Annotated in this window: 18 protein-coding genes and 1 pseudogene; 12 read left to right on the top strand and 7 right to left on the bottom strand. The window is 69.3% G+C overall.

Annotated features, from left to right (window positions below):
• Positions 1 to 33: 33 nt before the first annotated feature.
• From OJA40_RS06855 to flgF, 5 genes are read right to left on the bottom strand one after another with little or no spacing between them, the layout of a single operon-like run.
• Positions 34 to 1,194 carry a flagellar basal body P-ring protein FlgI gene (locus tag OJA40_RS06855; protein WP_208427653.1) on the bottom strand — a complete coding sequence of 387 codons (1,161 nt, stop codon included), beginning with the start codon at positions 1,192 to 1,194 and terminating at the stop codon, positions 34 to 36.
• 54 nt (positions 1,195 to 1,248) lie between these two features.
• The gene (locus OJA40_RS06860; protein ID WP_103017461.1) at positions 1,249 to 1,896 is read right to left on the bottom strand and encodes a flagellar basal body L-ring protein FlgH; all 648 of its coding nucleotides are present in this window, start codon (positions 1,894 to 1,896) and stop codon (positions 1,249 to 1,251) included.
• A 58-nt stretch (positions 1,897 to 1,954) separates the two neighbouring features.
• A complete protein-coding gene (gene flgA / locus OJA40_RS06865) occupies positions 1,955 to 2,683 on the bottom strand; it encodes a flagellar basal body P-ring formation chaperone FlgA (RefSeq protein WP_208427652.1) in 729 nt (242 codons plus the stop codon).
• A 26-nt stretch (positions 2,684 to 2,709) separates the two neighbouring features.
• Positions 2,710 to 3,498: a flagellar basal-body rod protein FlgG gene (flgG, locus tag OJA40_RS06870; protein ID WP_208427651.1), complete on the bottom strand. Its 789-nt coding sequence runs from the start codon at positions 3,496 to 3,498 to the stop codon at positions 2,710 to 2,712.
• Between the two features lie 39 nt (positions 3,499 to 3,537).
• The gene (gene flgF, locus OJA40_RS06875; RefSeq protein WP_263789211.1) at positions 3,538 to 4,263 is read right to left on the bottom strand and encodes a flagellar basal-body rod protein FlgF; all 726 of its coding nucleotides are present in this window, start codon (positions 4,261 to 4,263) and stop codon (positions 3,538 to 3,540) included.
• Between the two features lie 268 nt (positions 4,264 to 4,531).
• Between flgF and OJA40_RS06880 the strand changes: the two genes are divergently transcribed.
• The 5 genes from OJA40_RS06880 (at position 4,532) to OJA40_RS06900 (ending at position 10,909) form a co-directional block, all read left to right on the top strand.
• Complete coding sequence (locus OJA40_RS06880) at positions 4,532 to 5,323, top strand: hypothetical protein (protein WP_208427429.1); 792 nt, start codon at positions 4,532 to 4,534, stop codon at positions 5,321 to 5,323.
• Positions 5,324 to 5,486: 163 nt separating this feature from the next.
• Positions 5,487 to 8,210 (top strand): prolyl oligopeptidase family serine peptidase, encoded by a 2,724-nt coding sequence (locus tag OJA40_RS06885; protein WP_263810190.1) that lies wholly within the window; start codon positions 5,487 to 5,489, stop codon positions 8,208 to 8,210.
• Between the two features lie 196 nt (positions 8,211 to 8,406).
• A complete protein-coding gene (locus tag OJA40_RS06890) occupies positions 8,407 to 9,828 on the top strand; it encodes a sigma-54 interaction domain-containing protein (RefSeq protein WP_208427427.1) in 1,422 nt (473 codons plus the stop codon).
• Positions 9,829 to 9,891: 63 nt separating this feature from the next.
• On the top strand, positions 9,892 to 10,272 hold the full coding sequence (locus OJA40_RS06895; protein WP_208427426.1) for a four helix bundle protein: 381 nt from the start codon (positions 9,892 to 9,894) through the stop codon (positions 10,270 to 10,272).
• A gap of 43 nt (positions 10,273 to 10,315) precedes the next feature.
• The gene (locus tag OJA40_RS06900) at positions 10,316 to 10,909 is read left to right on the top strand and encodes an LptE family protein (protein ID WP_263809250.1); all 594 of its coding nucleotides are present in this window, start codon (positions 10,316 to 10,318) and stop codon (positions 10,907 to 10,909) included.
• A gap of 4 nt (positions 10,910 to 10,913) precedes the next feature.
• Here OJA40_RS06900 and OJA40_RS06905 read toward each other — a convergent pair whose 3' ends face one another.
• Together OJA40_RS06905 and OJA40_RS06910 are read right to left on the bottom strand one after the other, a co-directional pair.
• A complete protein-coding gene (locus OJA40_RS06905; protein WP_263810193.1) occupies positions 10,914 to 11,999 on the bottom strand; it encodes a glycosylasparaginase in 1,086 nt (361 codons plus the stop codon).
• Positions 12,000 to 12,100: 101 nt separating this feature from the next.
• Positions 12,101 to 13,156 carry an SDR family oxidoreductase gene (locus OJA40_RS06910; RefSeq protein WP_263810195.1) on the bottom strand — a complete coding sequence of 352 codons (1,056 nt, stop codon included), beginning with the start codon at positions 13,154 to 13,156 and terminating at the stop codon, positions 12,101 to 12,103.
• 660 nt (positions 13,157 to 13,816) lie between these two features.
• Between OJA40_RS06910 and OJA40_RS15480 the strand changes: the two are divergent.
• The 7 genes and pseudogenes from OJA40_RS15480 to OJA40_RS06940 all read left to right on the top strand — a co-directional run.
• Positions 13,817 to 13,894: pseudogene (locus tag OJA40_RS15480) on the top strand (hypothetical protein); the annotation flags it as partial.
• Between the two features lie 118 nt (positions 13,895 to 14,012).
• Positions 14,013 to 14,132: an MbcA/ParS/Xre antitoxin family protein gene (locus tag OJA40_RS15485; protein WP_263809247.1), complete on the top strand. Its 120-nt coding sequence runs from the start codon at positions 14,013 to 14,015 to the stop codon at positions 14,130 to 14,132.
• Positions 14,133 to 14,289: 157 nt separating this feature from the next.
• Positions 14,290 to 14,625 (top strand): RES family NAD+ phosphorylase, encoded by a 336-nt coding sequence (locus OJA40_RS06920; RefSeq protein ID WP_263809246.1) that lies wholly within the window; start codon positions 14,290 to 14,292, stop codon positions 14,623 to 14,625.
• A 181-nt stretch (positions 14,626 to 14,806) separates the two neighbouring features.
• Positions 14,807 to 17,071, top strand: coding sequence for a phosphoribosylformylglycinamidine synthase subunit PurL (gene purL, locus OJA40_RS06925; RefSeq protein ID WP_208427266.1), 2,265 nt, complete (start codon positions 14,807 to 14,809; stop codon positions 17,069 to 17,071).
• Between the two features lie 254 nt (positions 17,072 to 17,325).
• Positions 17,326 to 17,670 carry a thioredoxin gene (trxA, locus tag OJA40_RS06930; protein ID WP_011405369.1) on the top strand — a complete coding sequence of 115 codons (345 nt, stop codon included), beginning with the start codon at positions 17,326 to 17,328 and terminating at the stop codon, positions 17,668 to 17,670.
• Positions 17,671 to 17,978: 308 nt separating this feature from the next.
• Positions 17,979 to 18,950, top strand: a complete 972-nt coding sequence (gene trxB / locus OJA40_RS06935; protein ID WP_272506762.1) for a thioredoxin-disulfide reductase — start codon at positions 17,979 to 17,981, stop codon at positions 18,948 to 18,950.
• Positions 18,951 to 18,972: 22 nt separating this feature from the next.
• Entirely contained in the window at positions 18,973 to 19,569 is a 597-nt protein-coding gene (locus OJA40_RS06940; protein WP_208427268.1) for a LysM peptidoglycan-binding domain-containing protein, read from the top strand.
• The last annotated feature ends 15 nt before the right edge of the window (positions 19,570 to 19,584 follow it).

The raw sequence follows: 19,584 nt of genomic DNA on the forward strand, positions 1-19,584 counted from the left end.
GCATGGGGGTGGGACAGGGAGCGGGGCGGGCGGCTACAGAATGACGAGCTCGGCCTGGAGGGCGCCGGCGCGGTCGATGGACTGGAAGATGGAGATGATGTCGCGGGCCGTGATGCCGAGGTCGTTCAGGGCGGAGGCCAGCTCACTCACGTTCGTGTTCGGCGGGAGCACGACCGACCGCGCGCCCTCCTGCTGCACCTCGGCCTCCCCCTCCGCCACCGGCTGGGTCTCCCCCTCGCCCAGCGGGTTCGGCTGCGAGACGAACCGGTCCTCCCGCGTGGAGACCGTGATGCCCCCGGTGGTCACCATCACCTCGCTGATCGTGACGTTGCCCCCGGCGACGATGGTGCCGGTGCGCTCGTTGACGACGACGCGGGCGGGCGCTTTCACCTCGACCTCCACCCCCTCCAGGGCCGCCATCAGCTGCGAGGTGTTGTTCAGCGCCTCCGGCATTCCCACGTTGACGAGGCCCGCGTGGGCGGCCTCGGCGGCGTCGGGGAAGACCTCGTTGATCGCGTCGGCAATCTTGCTTGCGTTCGTGAAGTCGGGCCGACGCAGGACGAGGCCCACCTCGTCCCCGGTGAGGTTGACGGGGCGGGCCTGCCGGACGATGGCCCCGTTCGGGATGCGGCCCGTGTTTGGGCTGTTGACCGTCACCTCCGTGCCCTGGCTCGACGCCTGGGCCGCCCCGGTGGTCAGCGGGCCCTGCGCCACGGCCCGGAGCGCCTTGTCGGGCCCCTGCAGGGGGGTGCGCAGGAGCACGCCCCCGGAGAGGGAGCGGGCATCGCCCATCGAGGAGACGGTCACGTCAATTTCGCTGCCGGTGCCGGCGAACGGGTCCAGGGTGGCCGTCACCAGCACCGCCGCCACGTTGCGCGACTGCAGCACCTCCTGGTCGACCTTCACCCCAAACTCGCGCAGCATGTTGGCGATGCTCTGGACGGTAAAGACCGCCCCGCTCTGGGCACGGGCGCGGTCGCCGGTGCGGTCGAGGCCCACCACGAGGCCGTACCCGGTCAGCGGCATGGAGGAGGCGCCCTCGATGGTCACCATGCTCTTCAGCTCCGAGGTGGCCGTGGAGGCCTCCCCGGAGTCCGCGGCGGGGCCCTGCTGGGCACGGGCGAGGCCCGCGCTCCCGCTCAGGGCGAGTGCCAGCAGTCCCAGCACAATGCGTCGTAGGCGAACGGTCCTCATAACGTGGCGGGTGGGTGGATGGGGCGTGTGGGCCGGCGTCCCGGGGCTACGTGGTTACTGGATTCCAAGAAAGATGCCAATCCCGGTCGCGACGACGCCGCCCACCTTCAGGAGCAGGCCCTTCGAGAAGATGCCCTGGTTGCGGAAGCCCTCCTCCCCGTACTTGATCTTGGCGTTGGCGATCTGGGTGGACAGGATGGTGTTGTTCTGGCGCACGTCGGTCGGCCGCACGACGCCGGACACCTCCATGATGTGCGTCACCCCGTCGATGGTCAGGCGGCGCTCCCCCTTGACCTCCAGGTTGCCGGCGTTGTTGATGGCCGTCACGCGGGCGGTGAAGGTCCCGTTCAGCACCTCGCTCTGGACGGACTCGTTGCTGTTCTCCGTCTCGGAACTGACCTCCGTGCCCGCGGAGAAGCTGCCGCTGATGCTTTCGGAAAAGGTCCCGGACCCGCTGCCGTTCAGGCTCGACGAGGAGTTGCCCTCGTACGAGCTTTCACGCTGGCCGGACGTCTGCTCGTCGATGACGACGGTGATCACGTCGCCCGGCTCGCGGGCCACCGGGTCGGCGTACAGCGACTGCTCCGCCGCCCGTACGCTGGTGGAGGACTCCTGCCCGTGCGCCGGGGGCGCGCCCGCCAGGCCGAGGGCAAGCGCTAGCGTGACGAGAAGCGCACTTGAGGCACAACGAAATCGAATCATGGGGCTAGTCGGTACGATGAGCGAGAATGCACGGGAAAACGTCGCTGCCAAGTCGCTGCTAGAGGGTTTTGACCCACGTCACCGCCTCCCCCGTCCGGACGCGGGCCTGGTAGGTCTTGCGCGTGTCGGGGCAGTACACCCGGACCACGTCCTCGACGAAGCCGGGCTCCCGCACCGTACAGGAGAGCCGGAAGCGGACCCGGCCGCGCCGGTAGTACATGTCGGTGTCGGTGCCGGGGTCCACCGCGTAGGGCGGGCGCACGTCCCGGGCCCGCAGGACGCGCTCCGGACGCAGATACCGGTCGGCGACGAGCGCCCCCTTCTTCCGCTGCGCCCGAAACGCCGACGCCCGCAGGGGCTCGCCGTGGAGGTCGCTCACGCGCATCCAGGTTCGCTCCACGTCCTCGGGCTTCACCGGAGCCCCCTGCTTGATGCGGCTCCGTGTCGTCAGCACCGAGTCGTACCGGGTCACTCGGAGCGTTGCCCAGCCGGCGTCTTTCCAGTCGCCCGTTGGGGCCTGCGCCCGGAGGCGGGCCCGGGTGAGGCCGCCCGTCATGAGCCCCCGGTCGGGGAGCTCCAGCCGGAGCCGGGCCGTGCTGTCGATCGCCCCCCGCACACGGCGCACCCGCACCTCCAGGTGGCCGGCGCTCTCCGGGCGACGTGCCGCAATTTTCTGCTCCGCGGCGCGCCGCACCGCCGCCTCGGCCCCTCCCTCCTGCGCCCGCAGGGCCTGCGGCCCACCGGCGGCAAGCAGTCCGAGAAAAATGGAGACGAGAACGCGCTGCATGCGGGCGAGCGGGGGCTGGCGGGGACTTACCGCTTCACGTTGTTGGCGGTCTGCATCATCTCGTCGCTGGTGGTCACCATCCGCGAGTTCAACTCGTAGGTGCGCTGGGCCTGAATCAGGCTCGTCATCTCCTGCACCACCTTCACGTTGCCCTTCTCCAGGAAGCCCTGGCGGACGTTGCCGAGCCCCCCGCGTCCCGGCGTCCCGATGAAGGGCTCCCCGCTCGACTCGGTCTGCTCGTAGAGGTTGCCCCCCTGGGGCCGCAGGCCGGCGGAGTTGGGAAAGCGGGCGAGCTCCATCTGCCCCAGCTCCACCATCTCGGACTCCCCCTGCAGCCGCGCCTTCACCGTTCCCTCCTGGTCGACACTGATCTCGACCGCGTTGGGCGGCACGTTGATGTTCGGCTGCACCTTCAGGCCGGTCTGGGTGACAATGTTGCCCTCGCTGCTGAGCGTAAACGTGCCGTCGCGGGTGTAGGCGAGGGACCCGTCCGGCTGCTGCACCTGGAAAAACCCGTCGCCGTTGATGGCGAGGTCCAGCGAGTTGCCCGTCTTGGAGAAGCTGCCCTGCGAGAAGTTGCGGACCGTCGCCACGGCGGTGGCGCCGCTTCCGATCTGGAGCTCCGCCGGCTCGGCGCCGTCGGTCTGGCCCTCCGCGCTGGCCTGTACGTTCTCGTAGAGCAGGTCCTGAAAGACCACGCGGGACCGCTTGTAGCCGGTCGTGTTGGCGTTGGAGAGGTTGTTGGCGATGTTGTCGATGCTGGTCTGCTGGGCCTGCATTCCCAGCGCAGCCGTCTGGAGAGAGCGAGGGGGCATGGGCGTCGAGGATCGATGATGCGAGAGAGAATGCCGGGTCTACATGCCGCCGAGCGACTGGGTCGCGCGCCCCAGCACCCCGTCGGTCGTCTGGATGGTTTTCTGCTGGGCCTCAAACTGGCGCTGGATCTCAATCATGTTGGTCAGCTCGGTCACCGGGTCCACGTTGCTGGTTTCCACCTTGCCCTGCAGCACGACCGGGTTCTCGGCCGCCTGGGGCTGGGCGTCGCCCGCCGCGAAGGACGCCCCGCTTGTCCGCTCCAGCTGCTCGGGGTTCTCGAACGTCGCGACGCGAAGGGCCCCGACCCGCTGCTGCCCCGCGGTGATGCGCCCGCCCTTGGAGATGCTGATGTCGCCCCCCTGCTCCACCGGGATCTGGATCGGCCCGCCCTCCCCCATCACCGCGCGCCCCTCGGGCGTGCGGAGCGTCCCCTGATTGCCCACGACGAAGTGGCCGGCCCGGGTGTAGCGTTCGGCCCCGCCCCCGCGGGGCTGGGTGACGAAGAAGCCCTCGTCCCCCAGCGCCACGTCGAGCGGGTTGCCGGTCTCTTTGAGACTGCCGCCCGACAGGTCGTTGGCCTGCTCCAGGCGCCGGTCGCTAATCGGCGACCCGTCCTTCGTGAGGCGCTCGTTGAGGGCCTCGGTGAAGACGCGGTCCTTCTTGTAGCCGGTGGTGCTGGCGTTGGCGAGGTTGTTCGCCACCTGCTCCTGCTGGAGTCGCATCTCGCTCATGGCGGCGGCGGCGTTCTGGAACCGGGGAAGCATGGCAGGGCCGGGGGACGATGAACGGAATGGTCGGTCGGGCCCCAAAGGCCTTTCAAAGAGCCTACCAGGTTCTAAGGGCGGGACGCGCCCCAGCGGCGAGACGGGGCCCGCCTCTGCTCGGGCACAATTTTCCGACCCGTCACGGCAGATCCTGCCGTCACCACGCCGCGGTGGCCTCATCCCCCTCCGGCGCCAAAACGAGGGCCGGCGTCCGGCGTACATCGACCAGCGCTCGCCGCATTCTGTCGCCCCAATCGCCCCGCCCTCCATGACGATGCCTTCGCGGCGCGTTCGACTCGCGCTCCTCTGCGCCCTCGGCCTGCTCCTCGCGCCGCCGGCGCCCGGGCAGACGGCGCCCGCCGCCCCGAGTCCGGGCGACACGGTCCGCACGTCGATGCCAACCGCCCTCTGGGCGTCCGCCGACGCGGTCGAGCTGACCGCCGGCCTCCCCGCCGATACGTCCCTGGTCGTCGAGGCGGTGCGGGGCAAGCGGCTGCGCGTGCAGACGGCGTCCGGAACGGGATGGGTGTCCCGGTCGGCCCTGTCCCCTGTCCCTGGCGTCGTCCGGCGCTCGTCCGCGGGGACCGGCGTTCGTCCGTCGTGGCGCGCCCGCCTCCCCCGGGGCCAGGGGCGCGCCCTCGCCCTTCCCCGGCTGGCCCTGTTCCCCGGCCGGGACGGCCCGCCGGTCGTGTCCGTGCTCCTCGCCAACCCGTCCCGGCGCACCATCAAATCTGTGGACCTGGGCCTGGTGCGCTACGACCGGGGCCCCGACTCGACCGCCCAGAACATCCGTCGACGGACCGTGCGGGTGGTCGGCCCGCTGGCGCCCCGGGAGCTGGCCGCCTACGACGTTCGGCTCCCCAACAAGGCGCGTCACCCCTGCGTGGGCGTCCGGCGGGTGCGGGTGGAGCGGCTCGACGGCACGACGGTTGTCTCACGGCCGCGCCGCCCGGGCCGCCGCCGTTCTGCACGAAAAGGGACGGCCCGCGGGGGCCTCTCGTACGCAGGCGACGACTGCCTCGCGGAACGAACCCCGGAGGGGGCGGCGGGCTCGCCGTAGAATCCCCGGTCCGCCTTGCCTCCAGGATCGCCCCGTCCCTGCGCCGTCCGTGCGTCCGGGGCAACCCTGACGCTGCTGCGTGTCCTGTATATTTTTCGTCCCGCACGGCTTATGTTGAGGCCCTGCCTTTCCTCCACGCTCGTCTCCCGTCCCTCGCCTCCCCATGCGCACCTGCCTCTTCGCCCTGCTCGCCGCCCTGTTGGTCGCGCCCCTCTACGGCCAGCCCACGGGCAGCCCCTGGGGCATCGACGATGTTCTCACGCAGCGGTCGCTGACCGGCGTGAACGTCGGCCCGGACGGCGACCGCGTGCTGTGGGTCAAGGAAACGCCCGACCCCGAGGCCGACGCGACGCAGTCGGACGTCTACCTGACCTACCGGAACGACCCGCACGGCGGCGACGCGACGGCCACGATTCAGCTCACGCGCACCGGCGACAACCGCGCCCCGCGCTGGAGCCCGGACGGGGAGGACATCGCCTTCTTGTCGTCCCGCGAGACCGAAGGTGAAGAGAGCAGCGGAACGCAGCTCTGGCGGCTCGACCCGCGGGGCGGGGCGCCCGAAGCCATTACCTCGGTCGAGCACGGGGTGCAGGACGCGCGCTGGCTCGACGACGACCGGCTCCTCTTCACCGCCCGCGAGCCGAGCACGCGCTACGAAAATCACCTGGAGGCGACCGGGGACGACGCCGACGTCATTGAGGACACGACGCTCTTCCGGCCGGTGCGCCTCTTCACGGTGCACGTGGAGACGGGCGACGTCACCCGCGTGACGGAGAATGACCACCAGATCGGGGCGTTTGCGCCGTCGCCGGACGGCCGGCACATCGTCTACAGCCTCGACGACTCCCCGATCGACGCCGACGCCCGCAACCAGCCGCACCAGTTTCTCCTCGACCTGGAGACGGGCGCGACCACCGAGATCTTCGACGAGCAGTACTTCGACCCCTCCAATTTCCAGTGGACCGCCGACGGCTCCGGGTTCTACGCCACCGACTCGTATTCCTCCGATCCCGAGCACGAGGGCGCCGGCATCACGAAGCTCTACCACTACGACCTGAGTGCGCGCGACTACCGGGAGGTCCCGCTCGACTGGGGCGACAAGGGCGTCGGCTACGGCGGGTACACCGTGGTAGACGGCGGGGTGCACGTCCAGCTGGCGGACGGCCCGACCTTCGAGCCGCGCTTCTACCGGAAAACGAGCGACGGGTGGGCGCCGGAGGCCGTCGCCGACGAGCGGCTCCACCACGCCTCCGCGTTTGCCGCGGGGCCGGACGGCGAGACGGTCGTGTTTAGCCACTCGACCGCCGACACGCCGCCGTCCTACCGCGTGGGCACCTACCGCGACGGTGCCCTCCAGCGCGACGAGACGCTCACGACGCTCAACGAGAACCTCGACGACCTGCCCATCCCGCGGGCCGAGGTCATCGAATGGGAAGGCGCCAACGGCGAGACCGTCAACGGCATTCTGCACTACCCGCTCGACTACGACCCGGACCGGGCCTACCCCATGATGACCGTCATTCACGGCGGGCCCAGCGGGGTGGACCTCGACGCCTGGAGCCTCGGCTGGACGGTCTACGCGCCCCTCCTCGCCCAGCGCGGCGCGTTCGTCTTCCGCCCCAACTACCACGGCTCCGGCCACCACGGGCTCGACTTCGTGGAGTCGATCAAAGGCAAATACTATGAGCTGGAAGTGCCCGACATCGTCAGCGGCATCGACAGCCTGGCGGCCGCAGGGACGGTGGACAAAGACTCCCTCGGCGTAATGGGCTGGTCCAACGGCGCGATCCTCACCACGCAGCTCACGATCGAACACCCCGAGCTCTTTCAAGTGGCCGCGCCCGGCGCGGGCGACGTCAACTGGACCTCCGACTACGGCAACTGCGCGTTCGGCGTGCGCTTCGACCGGTCCTACTTCAAGGGCGCCCCCTGGGCGTACACCGAGCACTACATCCAGAAGAGCCCGCTCTTCGAGATGCCGACGGTGCAGACGCCCACCCTCATCCACCACGGCACCGAGGACCGGGCCGTGCCCTACGAGCAGGGCTGGGAGTACTACCGCGCCCTCCAGCAGATCGGCAACGCGCCGGTCCGCTTCCTCAGCTACCCCGGCGAGCCGCACGGGCTGCGGGAGCTCTCGCACCAGCGGCGCAAGGTGGCGGAGGACCTGAAGTGGATCGACACGTACCTCTTCGGCGAGACCTCGATGCAGGCGCGCGTGTCGGAGCGGCTGCTGGCCGACGACGCGCCGCTCTCGCTTCTCGAAACCGCCGAGGCGCCCGCCCGCACCGACGGCCATTACGGCACGCGGGTGAATGGCACTCTCGTCCCCGAAACGGTAACGCTCGGCGACACGCTCACCGCGGGCCGCTTCGAGGTGACGCGGGCGCAGTTCCAGGCCTTCGACCCGGACTACGACGTGCCGGCCGGGACCGCCACGTACCCTGCGAACGACGTGACCCGGGAACGGGCGGAGGCCTACGTCGAGTGGCTGCGCGGGCAGACCGGCCGCGACTACCGCCTGCCCACCGCGGACGAGCTGGCGGCCCTAAAGGCGGCCCGCGCGGGACCGTCCGAGAACACGCCTGCGTACTGGGCGGGCTTCTCCCCCAACCCGGACGAGTACCGCGCCCTGCGGCACCGCCTGGTGCAGCCCCCCACCGACGCGCTCCTGATGCCCGTGGGCAGCCGCCCGGCCGGCCACGGCCCGAACGGGGGCGGGCCTCTCGTCTACGACGTAGACGGCAACGTGGCCGAGTGGGCCCGTACCGGCGGCGGCCACCAGCCCAAAAACGCCTCGGCACTCACCCTGAAGGACCCGAGGGCCGAGACCGCACCGGACGTCCCGCGCCGCGTGACGGGCCTGCGCGTCGTGCTCGACCGGTAGCTTCGCCCCTCTCCTGAACCGAACAGGCCGTGCCCCTCGCGTCACGGCATCTTCAACCGGTCGTCGGCCGGAGCCGGGATCCTTTCCGGCCTGTGCGGGTGTGATATATGTCTTTTATGACAAAGTGGCAGGCCGGGTGGTGCGCGGCCTGCCGGCCGCCCCGCGTCGCTGTTTCGTGCTGGATCCCCCCGACTCTATGGACCGCGCCTCCATCCAGGAACGCTTCGGCATCGTCGGCGAGTCCGACGTCATCAAGAACGTGATCGACCAGGCCCGGCAGGTGGCCGACACGGACATTACCGTGCTGCTGCAGGGCGAGAGCGGCGTCGGCAAGGAGCTCATCTCTCAGGTGCTGCACGAGCTCTCGATGCGCCGCCACGAACAGATGGTGGTGGTCAACTGCGGGGCCATTCCCGAGGGCCTCATCGAGAGCGAGCTGTTCGGCGCGGAGAAGGGGGCCTATACCGGGGCCGTGGAGGAGCGCGTCGGCTACTTCGAGGAGGCCGACGGCGGCACCATCTTCCTCGACGAGATCGGCGAGATGCCGAAAAACGCGCAGGTGCGCCTCCTGCGCGTGCTCGAGACGGGCCGCTTCACCCGCGTCGGGGCGTCGCAGCAGCAACAGGTCGACGTCCGCATCGTGGCGGCGACGAACAAGGACCTCGCCGAGGAGGTGCAGAAGGGCAATTTCCGAAAGGACCTGTACTACCGCCTGAGCACGGTCCTCATCGACATTCCGCCGCTGCGGGAGCGGCCGGACGACATCCTGCCGATCTTCGAGACGTTCCTCCACGAGTTCTCGCAGGAGTACAGCTCGTCGCGGAAGCAGCTCACGGCGGACGCGGAGGAGCTTCTGGAGTCGTACCGCTGGCCGGGCAACGTGCGCGAGCTCCGCAACATCGCCGAGCAGGTGGCGGTGCTGATGCGCACCGACGAGGTGTCGGCCGACGACCTGCACCCCCTCCTCCGCGACCTCGGGCAGGCGGCGGCCTCGACGGACCTGATGCGGGTGGAGCCGGAGCCGCAGGACCCGGGCGCGGGCGCCGGCACCGAGGACGACCTCCGCCAGCGTGAACTGCTGTACCGCGCCATCCTGGAGATGCGCATGGACATGCGCAACTTGAAGGAGCGAATCGACTCCCTGATGTCGAACGTGGGCGTCGTGGTGCCGCGCGAGGTGGCCGAGCGGGGGGACTTCCCGAGCGACTACGACGACTTCGTGGTCGTGAACAGCGAGGACGGGCCGACGACCTCACCTCCCCATCGCGAGCGCGAGCAGCGGGGCGGGGGCGAGGTCGACTCCATGATGCGGGACGTGATCTACGAGGTGGAGGAGAGCGGCCCCGCCCGGCCCACGAGGCCCCGCACCGATCGCCCCTCGGCGCCGGAGCCGGACCCGCCGCCCTCCGCGGAGGCCGAAGCGGAAATCGAGGCGGGCCCGACCGAAGCGGACGCGGGGGACCCCGGCGAGCTGCCCACGCTTGAGGAGTCCGAGAAGCAGCTCATCAGCCGCGCCCTGAAGCGGTTTGACGGCAACCGCCGCAAAACGGCCGAGGCCCTCGGCATCAGCGAGCGCACCCTCTACCGCAAGCTGAAGGACATCGACGAGGACCTGTAGGGATGGGGGCCGCGGGGACCTTGGCACGCGGGGACGCGGAGTTTTTCTGCACTACGCTCTGCCATGGCAAATATTCGGAGCTTTCGGGATCTCGAGGTGTACGAGGCCGCAATGAACGGGGCAATGGAGATCTTTGAAATCACGAAGGAGTTTCCCAAGGCAGAGACCTACTCGATGGTCGATCAGATGCGCCGGTCTTCCCGATCAGTTTGTGCAAACATTGCCGAGGCGTGGCGTCGGCGCCGCTCCGTCGATTACTTCCGGTCGAAGCTGGGGGACGCCGAAAGCGAGGCCGCAGAGACCCGTGTTTGGATCGAGTTTGCGTATCGGTGTGAGTATTTGACAGCGGACGTGGTGCAGGATCTGGACCGTCAGTATGATCAAATTGTCGGGCAACTGGTTCACATGATCGCGAACGCCAAGGATTGGAAGATCCGTGAGTAGTCCGCGCAGCTTCACCACCTGCCAAACATCACGCACCCTCTCCGTGTCTCCCTCCCCCCGCGTCTCCTCCTTTCCTTTTCTGCGTCCTCGCCCCCCCGCGTCTCCGCGCCTCCCCGGCACGACGGTCCGGCGCCTCCTGTGCGTCCTGTTTCTTCTCATCGGAACAAGCGTCCTCTCCGGCTGCACCGTCTACAGCTTCAGCGGGGCCAGCATTCCGTCCAACCTCGAAACCATCTCGGTGCCGATCGCCCCGAACAACACCTCCAGCCCCGTCAACCGGCTTGGCGCCGACCTGACGGACCTCCTCACCGACCGCTTCGTCGACCGCACGCGCCTCTCCCTGACGACCGACGATGCGGGCGCAGACGCCCTGCTCCGGGCCCGCATCCAGCGCTACACGAACGAGCCCACCGGCGTCAGTGGCGACGAGCGCGCCACGACGAACCAGGTCACCATCCGGGTGCAGGTGCGCTACGTCGACCAGACGAAGGACGAGGAGCTCCTAAATCAGACGTTCAGCGGCGCCGCCAACTACAACCCCATCGAGGCGGGCCTCGATGGGGAGCGGCAGGCCGCCCAGAACGCGCTCGAAAACGTGGCCGACGACATCTTTAGCACGGCGACCTCAAACTGGTAGGCCGCTATTCGTCGTCGAAGAGCCCTGGGATCTCGACCCGGCGGACCCCGTCGGCGTCCCCGACGATCATCTGGCCGGAGCCCCGCATCTGCGCCCCGCCGAACGCCCCGTCCGTTCGCAGCGCGTAGAACCGGACGCCGAAGTTCGGTTCGCCTTGGGCGTTGAGGAGCCGGGGCACCTGGGTGTTCTCCGCGATGCGACGACAGGCAAACAGACACGCCTCCTCGGGCGTGTCGCCGTCCCGCATCCGCTCCACGATGAGGTAGCTCGACAGGTTTTTGAGATTGGCCTCCCCGCGGCCGGTGGAGCCCGCCGCCCCCACGTCGTTGTCGGCGTAAAGGCCCGCCCCCACGACCGACGTGTCCGCCACCCGGCCCGGAATCTTGTAGAACAGGCCGCTGGTGGTCGTGACGGAGCCGACGTTGCCGTTGGGGGCGAGGGCCGAGCAGTGGATGGTGCCGTAGTGGCGCTGCACCTCGCGCACCTTGGCCCCCAGCGCCGGGTCCTTGAGGCTGTCGGGCGGCAGGTAGTTGTCCTCCTGCGACAGGGTTTCCTTCCACTCCACCCAGATCCGGCGGGCCCGATCGGTGAGGAGGTCCTGCGTCTCGAATCCATGCATCTTGGCAAACTCTTTCGCGCCTTTTCCCACCAGACGGACGTGGTCGGTCCGCTCCATGACCAGGCGCGCCACCTGCGAGGGGACCGGGATGTCCTCCAGCACCGCCACCGCCCCCGCCCGGTGCGTCTTGCCCTCCACCACGCCCGCCTCCAGCTGCACGGTGCCGTCGGCGTTGGGGATGCCGCCGTACCCCACCGTGATGTCGTCGGGGTCGCGCTCGACGATGCTGACGCCCTCGATCACGGCGTCCAGCGCCTCCCCCGCGTCGGCCATCACGGCCAGGGCCCGCTCGGCGGCCGGCGCGCCGTTGTCGCTCGCGACCACCAGCGGCCCGCCGTCGGCCCCGGCGTCGAACAACGGCGGGGCTCCCGAGGCGGCCCGGGGCAGGGCGGCCGCCCCGGCGCCGGCAAGGGCCGCCTGCTTCAGAAAGGTGCGACGGGACGAGGACGGAGAGGCGGCGGCGTCGGACATGCGTTCTCGGATGTGCCAATGCGGGGAGGGCGATGCGTCCGTGGAACGTAACAAGGAACGTTGAAAAGCAAAACCGTCCGCCCCGCGGCGGCCGGGGCCACTCAGTACATCGCCGACGAGCGGGCGTCGTGGCGCCGGGCGTACGCCACCATCGCCGGGGCGTAGTCCGGGAGAAAGGGACAGGCGATCCCCGTTCCGTCGAGGGCCGCCCGCGTGTTTGACGCGTCGTAGTGAGACGGGTGGTCGAAGTAATCGATGAGCTCCGGCGCAAGGCCGAGTGCCTGCCCCACGCCCGTCTTCATCATTGCCCGGGCCAGGGCGGGGGGCACCGGCACGTACGCCACCCGCTTGTCCAGCAGGTCGGCGAGCAGCTCCATGATGGCCTGCGCCGTGAGCGGCCGCGGGTCGGTGAGGTGAAAGACCGTGCCGGCGTGCCCCCCCGTCCCCAAAAGGTGCCCCATCGCGTCGACCACGAAGTCGACCGGCACCAGGTTCACCGGCTCGGTCCCCGAGCCTATGCGGGTCATGGGCGTGTACCGCGGCAGCCTGCGCAGCGCGTTCAGCACGAAGTACACGCCGTCGAACTTGTCCGTCTCGCCCGTCTCGGAGTCGCCCACCACGATGCCCGGGCGGAAGACAAGGGTCGGGATCGCGTCCATGCGGTCCTGCACTAGGACCTCAGCGTGGTACTTCGTCTCCTCGTAGAAATTCTTGAACCCGGCCTCGTGGACCAGTTCATCCTCGCGGATCGTGCCGGTGCGCCCGCCCGACACGTAGGCGGAGCTGACGTAGCCGAAGCGCTCCAGGTTGGGGCTCTGCGCGAGCAGGTCGAGCACGTGCCGCGTGCCCTCCACGTTGACCTGCCAGCCCACCTCCCGGGGAATGGTGAGGTCGTACACGGCGGCGAGGTGCACCGCCCGCGTGATCCGGTCGGCCACCGCGTCGTAGTGCGCCCCGAGGCCGAGATCCGGTTCGGTGATGTCGCCGGGCAGCACCGTGGCCCGGTCGGCCAGGCCCCCGTCGGCGAGCAGCGTGTGCGTGCGGTCCTCAAACTTCGGCTGGACGAGCAGCAGAAACGATCGCTCGGGGGCGGCCGCGGCGAGGCGCCGCAGAAGGCGGGTGCCGAGGAAGCCGGGGACACCGGTGAGGAAGGTCATGCGGGAAAGACCGGAAGATGGACATGCCACGAATGACGTCCGGAAGGCCCGTCTCGGCGGCAGACGACGGGCCGCGGCGACGAGGCCGCACTCCGCGTCGGACCTCCCGGACTGTGAATTACGCCGACCGCCGGGCGAGGTGCCGCCGTACATCTCTGGATTCCCTTCCCTCTTCCTCTTTTTCCGCAGGTCCAAATGCAAAACCGATACGGTCTGCACCGTGTCCAAATGACACCAAGTAGACACGCAAAAGACCCTTCCCAACAAGTCATTCCGAGCGCAGCGAAGCGAAGTCGAGACACGAGCGAAGCGACTGATGAAATCAATCTCTTCGAAGATCAGCAGAAGCGACCTTCGGGCCGGTATATGCCCAAATCAGCGTTCGCGCTGGACCCAGCAAGATTCGTCGACTCGCTTTTCCCTCCGGTCGTCGGTCGCTCGGAATGACCCTCGAATAAACGTATTTCTGCGTGTTTACATAGATGTTGATGTTTTTGAACCTGGCCGCCGAGTTGAATTCGGGTCTACGGATCCCTGTCTCCGACAACACAGCAGTCCGCCCCGCCGAAGACGGAGGACGACTGGGTACGCCGGGTGGCGAACTGGGACGATGCCACCGCGAACGTCAAGATCCGACAGGGTATTTCTGTTGCCCTCGTGGTGCGCCTCCAGGAGCTTCTGGGCCTCACCGGCGCGCAGGCGGCACGCCTCATCGGTCGGTCCCGGAGCACGTACTCCCGCCACCGAAATCAGGACAAGGAGCTCGGCGTGCCCGAAGCGGAGCGGGCCGTACGCTACACCCGCCTCCTGGCCCTGGCCGCCGAAACGTTGCAGTCTCGAGGATGCCGCGGCGTGGATGCAGGAACCGAACCGGGCGCTGGACGACGACACGCCGATGGACATGGCCGAGACCGATCCGGGGGCCACCATGGGGCGAGACCTCCTGCTCGGCGTGCAGCACGGATTTGTGCTGTAGCACATCTCGGAGGAGCCCCATCCACGCTTCTCTGGTACGCCCCTTCTACTTCCAGTGGCCCCTCGTCGAATCGCTCGTGTGACCCACCGCAACGACGCCGAAGACGCGCATTCGGAACGCGGCGGAATCGCTCGCCCTTGCAACCCTGGAGAAGATCGTGGCCGTTAACGACGTGCAGCGGCTCCGGGGGATGGTCTGCGTCCCGGCCCATCTTGACGACGAGGCCGTTCAGGGGCCGCCTCTCGCGGATCTGGCCGACGGCTGGGACCAGCGGCCGCCCACCGCGGCGTCACAGGACGTCGGGACCGACTGGCCCGACTTGGAGCACTCGCCCGCCCTGCAGGTGCCGTCCGCCCTCTTCCCCACCGAGGCGCACAATTACATCCTCAGCCCCGCCCATCTCGAGTTCGACGCTGCCGTGGAGGTGGACGACTCCGCTCCGCTCAGGCTCGACCCGCGCATCGAGGCGCGGGTCGCCAAGGACTCCTCGTGAGCACATCGTGCCGTCTCCACCGGGATGCAGCCGGCCCTCCCAATTCCCCACGAATCTAGGATCCATCCCCCCGGCCCCTCATACCCACGACCGAACCCTGAACCGGGGACTCCACACCGGGCCGAAGCCCCCCCACCAAACGCCCAACGCTCAACCCACTGACCCTCAACGCCCACACCCCATGCCCGACACGCTTCCTCAGCCCCCCGAGGTCGACCGGGATCTCGCCCTCGACCACGGCCTCACCGACGACGAGTACGACGAAATCCGGGACCGGCTCGGGCGGACGCCCACCTTCACGGAGCTCGGCATCTACTCGGTGATGTGGAGCGAGCACTGCTCCTACAAAAACTCGACCGCCCTGCTCAAGACCCTTCCCACGGAGGGGGACCAGCTGCTGGCCGAGGTGGGGGAGGAGAACGCGGGCCTCGTGGACGTGGGCGACGGGAAGGCCGTCGCGTTCAAGATCGAGTCGCACAACCACCCCTCCGCCGTCGAGCCGTACGAGGGCGCGGCCACCGGCGTGGGCGGCATCCACCGCGACATCTTCACGATGGGCGCCCGCCCCATCTGCGCGCTCGACTCGCTGCGGTTCGGCTCGCTTGAGAAATCCCGCGTTCGCTACCTGCTCGACGGCGTGGTGCGCGGCATCGGCGACTACGGCAACTCGTTCGGCGTGCCCACGGTGGGGGGGGAGGTCTACTTCGAGGACGCCTACGAGGGCAACCCGCTCGTCAACGCCATGAGCGTGGGGGTGGTGGACACCGACCGCACGGCGCAGGCCGCGGCCGAGACGCCGGGGCACCACGTGGTGCTCGTCGGCGCCTCCACGGGCCGCGACGGCATCCACGGGGCCACCTTCGCCTCCGCCGAGATCGACGAGGACAGCGAGGAGGACCGCCCCAGCGTGCAGGTGGGCGACCCGTTTACCGAGAAGCTCCTCCTGGAGGCCACGCTCGAAGCGATCCGCGAGGGGGTCGTCGAGGGCATCCAGGACATGGGGGCCGCGGGCATCACGAGCTCGGCCTTCGAGATGAGCGCCTCCGGGGGCACGGGGATGGACCTGCACCTCGACCGCGTGCCGACCCGCGAAACGGGCATGACGCCCTACGAGATCATGCTGTCGGAGAGCCAGGAGCGGATGCTCGTGGTCTGCGCCCCGGGCGACGAAGAGGCCCTCGCGGAGATCTACGGCAAGTGGGACCTGAACGCCCAGCGCATCGGCACGGTCACCGATACGGGCCGGGTCCGCGCCTACTGGGACGGCGAGGAGGTCGCCACGCTCGATCCGGCCCACGTGGCGGGCGATGACGTGCCCGTCTACGAGCGCGACACCGAACGCCCCGCCTACCTGGCGGAGACGCGCGCGTTCGACACGAATGACGTGCCGGACCTCGCCCCGACGGAGGTGAAAGACACCCTCACGACACTCCTCGGCAGCCCCAATATCGCCTCGAAGCGCTGGGTCCACGAGCAGTACGACACGATGGTCCGTACGAACACGGTCGTGGGCCCGGGGGCCAGCGACGCCGCGGTGGTGCGCCTGAAGGGCACCGGCAAGGGCCTCGCCGTGAAGACGGACGGCAACGGCCGCTACGTCTACCTCAACCCCCGGCGCGGCGCCCAGATCGCGGTCGCCGAGGCGGCGCGCAACGTGACCTGCGCCGGCGGCACGCCGGTGGCCCTCACCAATTGCTGCAACTTCGGCAACCCGCACAACCCGGAGGCCTACTGGGCCTTCGCGAAGGCCATCGAGGGGATGGGGGACGCCGGCCGGGCCCTCGGCACGCCGGTGACGGGCGGCAACGTGTCGCTCTACAACGAGCACCCGGAGGGCGCCATCTACCCCACCCCCACCATCGGCATGCTGGGCGTGGTGGACGACATCGACACCCAGCCCACCGCGGCGGCGCTGCAAAACGAGGGCGACGCGCTGTTCCTGCTCACCCCGAGCGACTGGTGTCACCCCGAGCGGACGGACGGCAGCGAGTACCTGTCGTCGGTCCACGACCGCACGGCCGGCGACGCCCCCCACCTCGATCTGGACGAGGAGGTCGCCGTGCAGTCCGCCACGCAGGCGCTCATTCGGGACGAGCTCGTGCAGCACGCCCACGACGTGTCCGACGGGGGACTGGCCGTGTGCCTGGCCGAGTCCGTCATTCACAGCGACGGGCTCGGGCTGGAGGCCACCCTTCCGGCGGCCGACCGCCTCGACGCGGCCCTCTTCGGGGAGGCGCAGTCGCGCGTGGTGGTCTCCGTGCGGCCGGACGACGCTCCTGCCCTCCACGCGGCCCTCACGAACCACGACGGCGTGCGGGCCCGTCGCCTCGGGGCCGTCACGACCGGCCCCCTTCGCCTCACCGTGGGCGACGAGCCCGTCCTCGACGCCTCGCCGGCTGCCCTGGCCGCCCCGTACGAAGCGGCCCTCCCTGACGCCGTGACGTGACGCCCGCCGGGATTGCAGGCTCTCCCCCTGTCAGTTGGGCACAACGCCGGGGCGCTTGGGCCCCGTCCTGTAACGCAACCGGGAAATGCTCCGCCATAGCCTTGCCTGTCCGACGTGGCACCCTCTTTGTGCTAACACACATTGACCGCGTCGGCGTCGCCCCCGCAGCGAGAAACTGCTAGGGGGCGTCGGCGATATAGGCAAAAGTGTGTTGAGACGCTCATTCTCTTCCCCACAGAACGACCGCTCCCATTATGGCCGAGAGTGCCAATGTGATTACCCTGACCGACGACAACTTCGAGGACGAAGTCATCGGCGCCGACCAGCCGGTGCTCGTGGACTTTTGGGCGACCTGGTGCGGCCCCTGCCGCCAGATCGCCCCGATCGTTGAGGAGCTGGCCGACGAGTACGAGGGCCAGGCTAAGATCGGCAAGGTCGACGTCGACGAAAACCCGCAGACCGCCCAGGAGTACGGCGTGCGGTCCATCCCGACCCTCCTGTTCTTCAAGGACGGAGAGGCAAAGGAGCAGGTTGTCGGCGCCGCCGGCAAGCAGCCCCTGAAGGAGAACCTGGAGGCCCTCCTCGGCCAGCCGGCGTAGCGCCACGCCAGGCGCTATGCCAGGCGCCAGGCTGAGCGCAGCGCCGCCCGTGGGGACTTCGCACGGGTCGGGCTTCGCCCTGGACGCCCCTCTACTTCGAATGGCAGGCGGCACGGGCCGAATGCATTCTTCCAGACATCCTCCGGGAGCATTCGGCGCGTGCCCGCTCCATTCGCCCACCCAACGCTCCCTCACTCAACGATCCCCCCATGCACGAGAACGGAGCCCTCACGAACGGAAATCAGACGAATGGACACCAGCATCCAGACCTTGCGGCGTTCGAGGACGTCGACTTTTCGGAGGCCGAAATGCGAGACGTCGTCGTGATCGGGACCGGCCCGGCCGGCTGGACGGCGGCGCTCTACACGGCACGGGCCGACCTGAATCCGCTCATTTTTATGGGTCCGGAGCCCGGCGGCCAGCTTACCACGACGACCGACGTGGAGAACTACCCCGGCTTCCCCGAGGGGCTCATGGGGCCGGAGATGATGGACCGCTTCCAGGACCAGGCCGAGCGGTTCGGGACCGAATCCCGCTACGGGACCGTCACGCACGTGGACTTCCGGGAGCGCCCGTTCCGGCTCCTGATTGACGGGGAAACCCCGGTCTACGCCCAGACCGCCATCATCTCGACCGGCGCATCGGCCCGGTACCTGGGGCTGGAGAACGAGCAGCGCCTCATCGGGAAGGGCGTAAGCGCCTGCGCAACCTGCGACGGCTCCTTCTTCCGCGGGGAGACGGTGGCCGTGGTCGGCGGCGGCGACAGCGCCATGGAGGAGTCGACCTTCCTCACGAAGTTTGCCGAGAAGGTCTACGTGCTCCACCGGCGGGAGGAGCTGCGCGCCTCGGAGATCATGCAGCAGCGGGCCTTCGAGAACGACAAGATCGAGTTCGTCTGGAATACGGAGGTCATCGACGTACTCGGCGAGAACGCGGTCGAGGGCATCGAGGTGATCAACAACGAGACCGGCCAGACGCACGTCATGGACGACGTGACCGGCTTTTTCCTCGCCATCGGCCACACGCCCAACACCGGGCCGTTCGAGGGCTGGGTCCAGATGGACGAGACCGGCTACGTCCAGACCGAGGGCGCGTCCACCTACACCGACGTGCCGGGCGTCTTCGCCTGTGGCGATGCCCAGGACAGCACGTACCGACAGGCCGTGACGGCGGCGGGGACCGGCTGCAAGGCCGCCATCGACGCCGAGCGGTGGCTCAGCGAGCACGGCGCGGCCGAGGCCCCACGCGCCGACGCCAACCGGCAGCCCGTGGAAGCGTAACGTCTCTCTTTGTTGCGTGCCGATGTCTGCCCGCTCGCTTCTTTTTCTTCTCGGGGCCCTCGCCCTCGGTGCCAGTCTCGCGTCCGCCTGCACGCCGGGCTCCTCGCGCTCCTCCCGGCCGGACACGACGGCCGCAGCAGCTGCGCCCGGGGCCCCGGAGGACCGGTCTCCACAACGGCCGTCGGTGACGCCGTCCTCCCCCACCGACACAGCGTCCCGATCGGTGTCGCAGCGACTGGCGGACGCGAGCGTGGCGGCCCGGGCCAAGCAGGCCCTCGCCCGGCACCGAACCCTTCGGCGCTTCGACTTCTCCCCGTCGGCTGTGCGGGGGCGCCTCGCCCTGCGCGGCGACGTCGACACCCGCGAGCAGTACCGCGAGGCCGAGCGCGTGGCTGCGGCCCTGGATGCCGTCCGCGCGGTCACGAACGAGGTGACCGTGGACGGCCGCCCGGTGACCAGCGCCGACCCGTCCTCCGCCGGCACGGCCTACCACACCGTTCGGCGCGGAGACACCCTTTCTGAAATCGCCCGCCGGCACGGGGTGTCGGTGCAACAGCTTCGCAGGCTCAACGACGGGACCGCTGCCCTGCAGCCCGGCCAGCGCCTCCGCGTGCGGTAGCGGACCGCCCGTCAA

The organism is Salinibacter pepae (assembly GCF_947077775.1).
Classification (GTDB): Bacteria; Bacteroidota; Rhodothermia; order Rhodothermales; family Salinibacteraceae; genus Salinibacter; species Salinibacter pepae.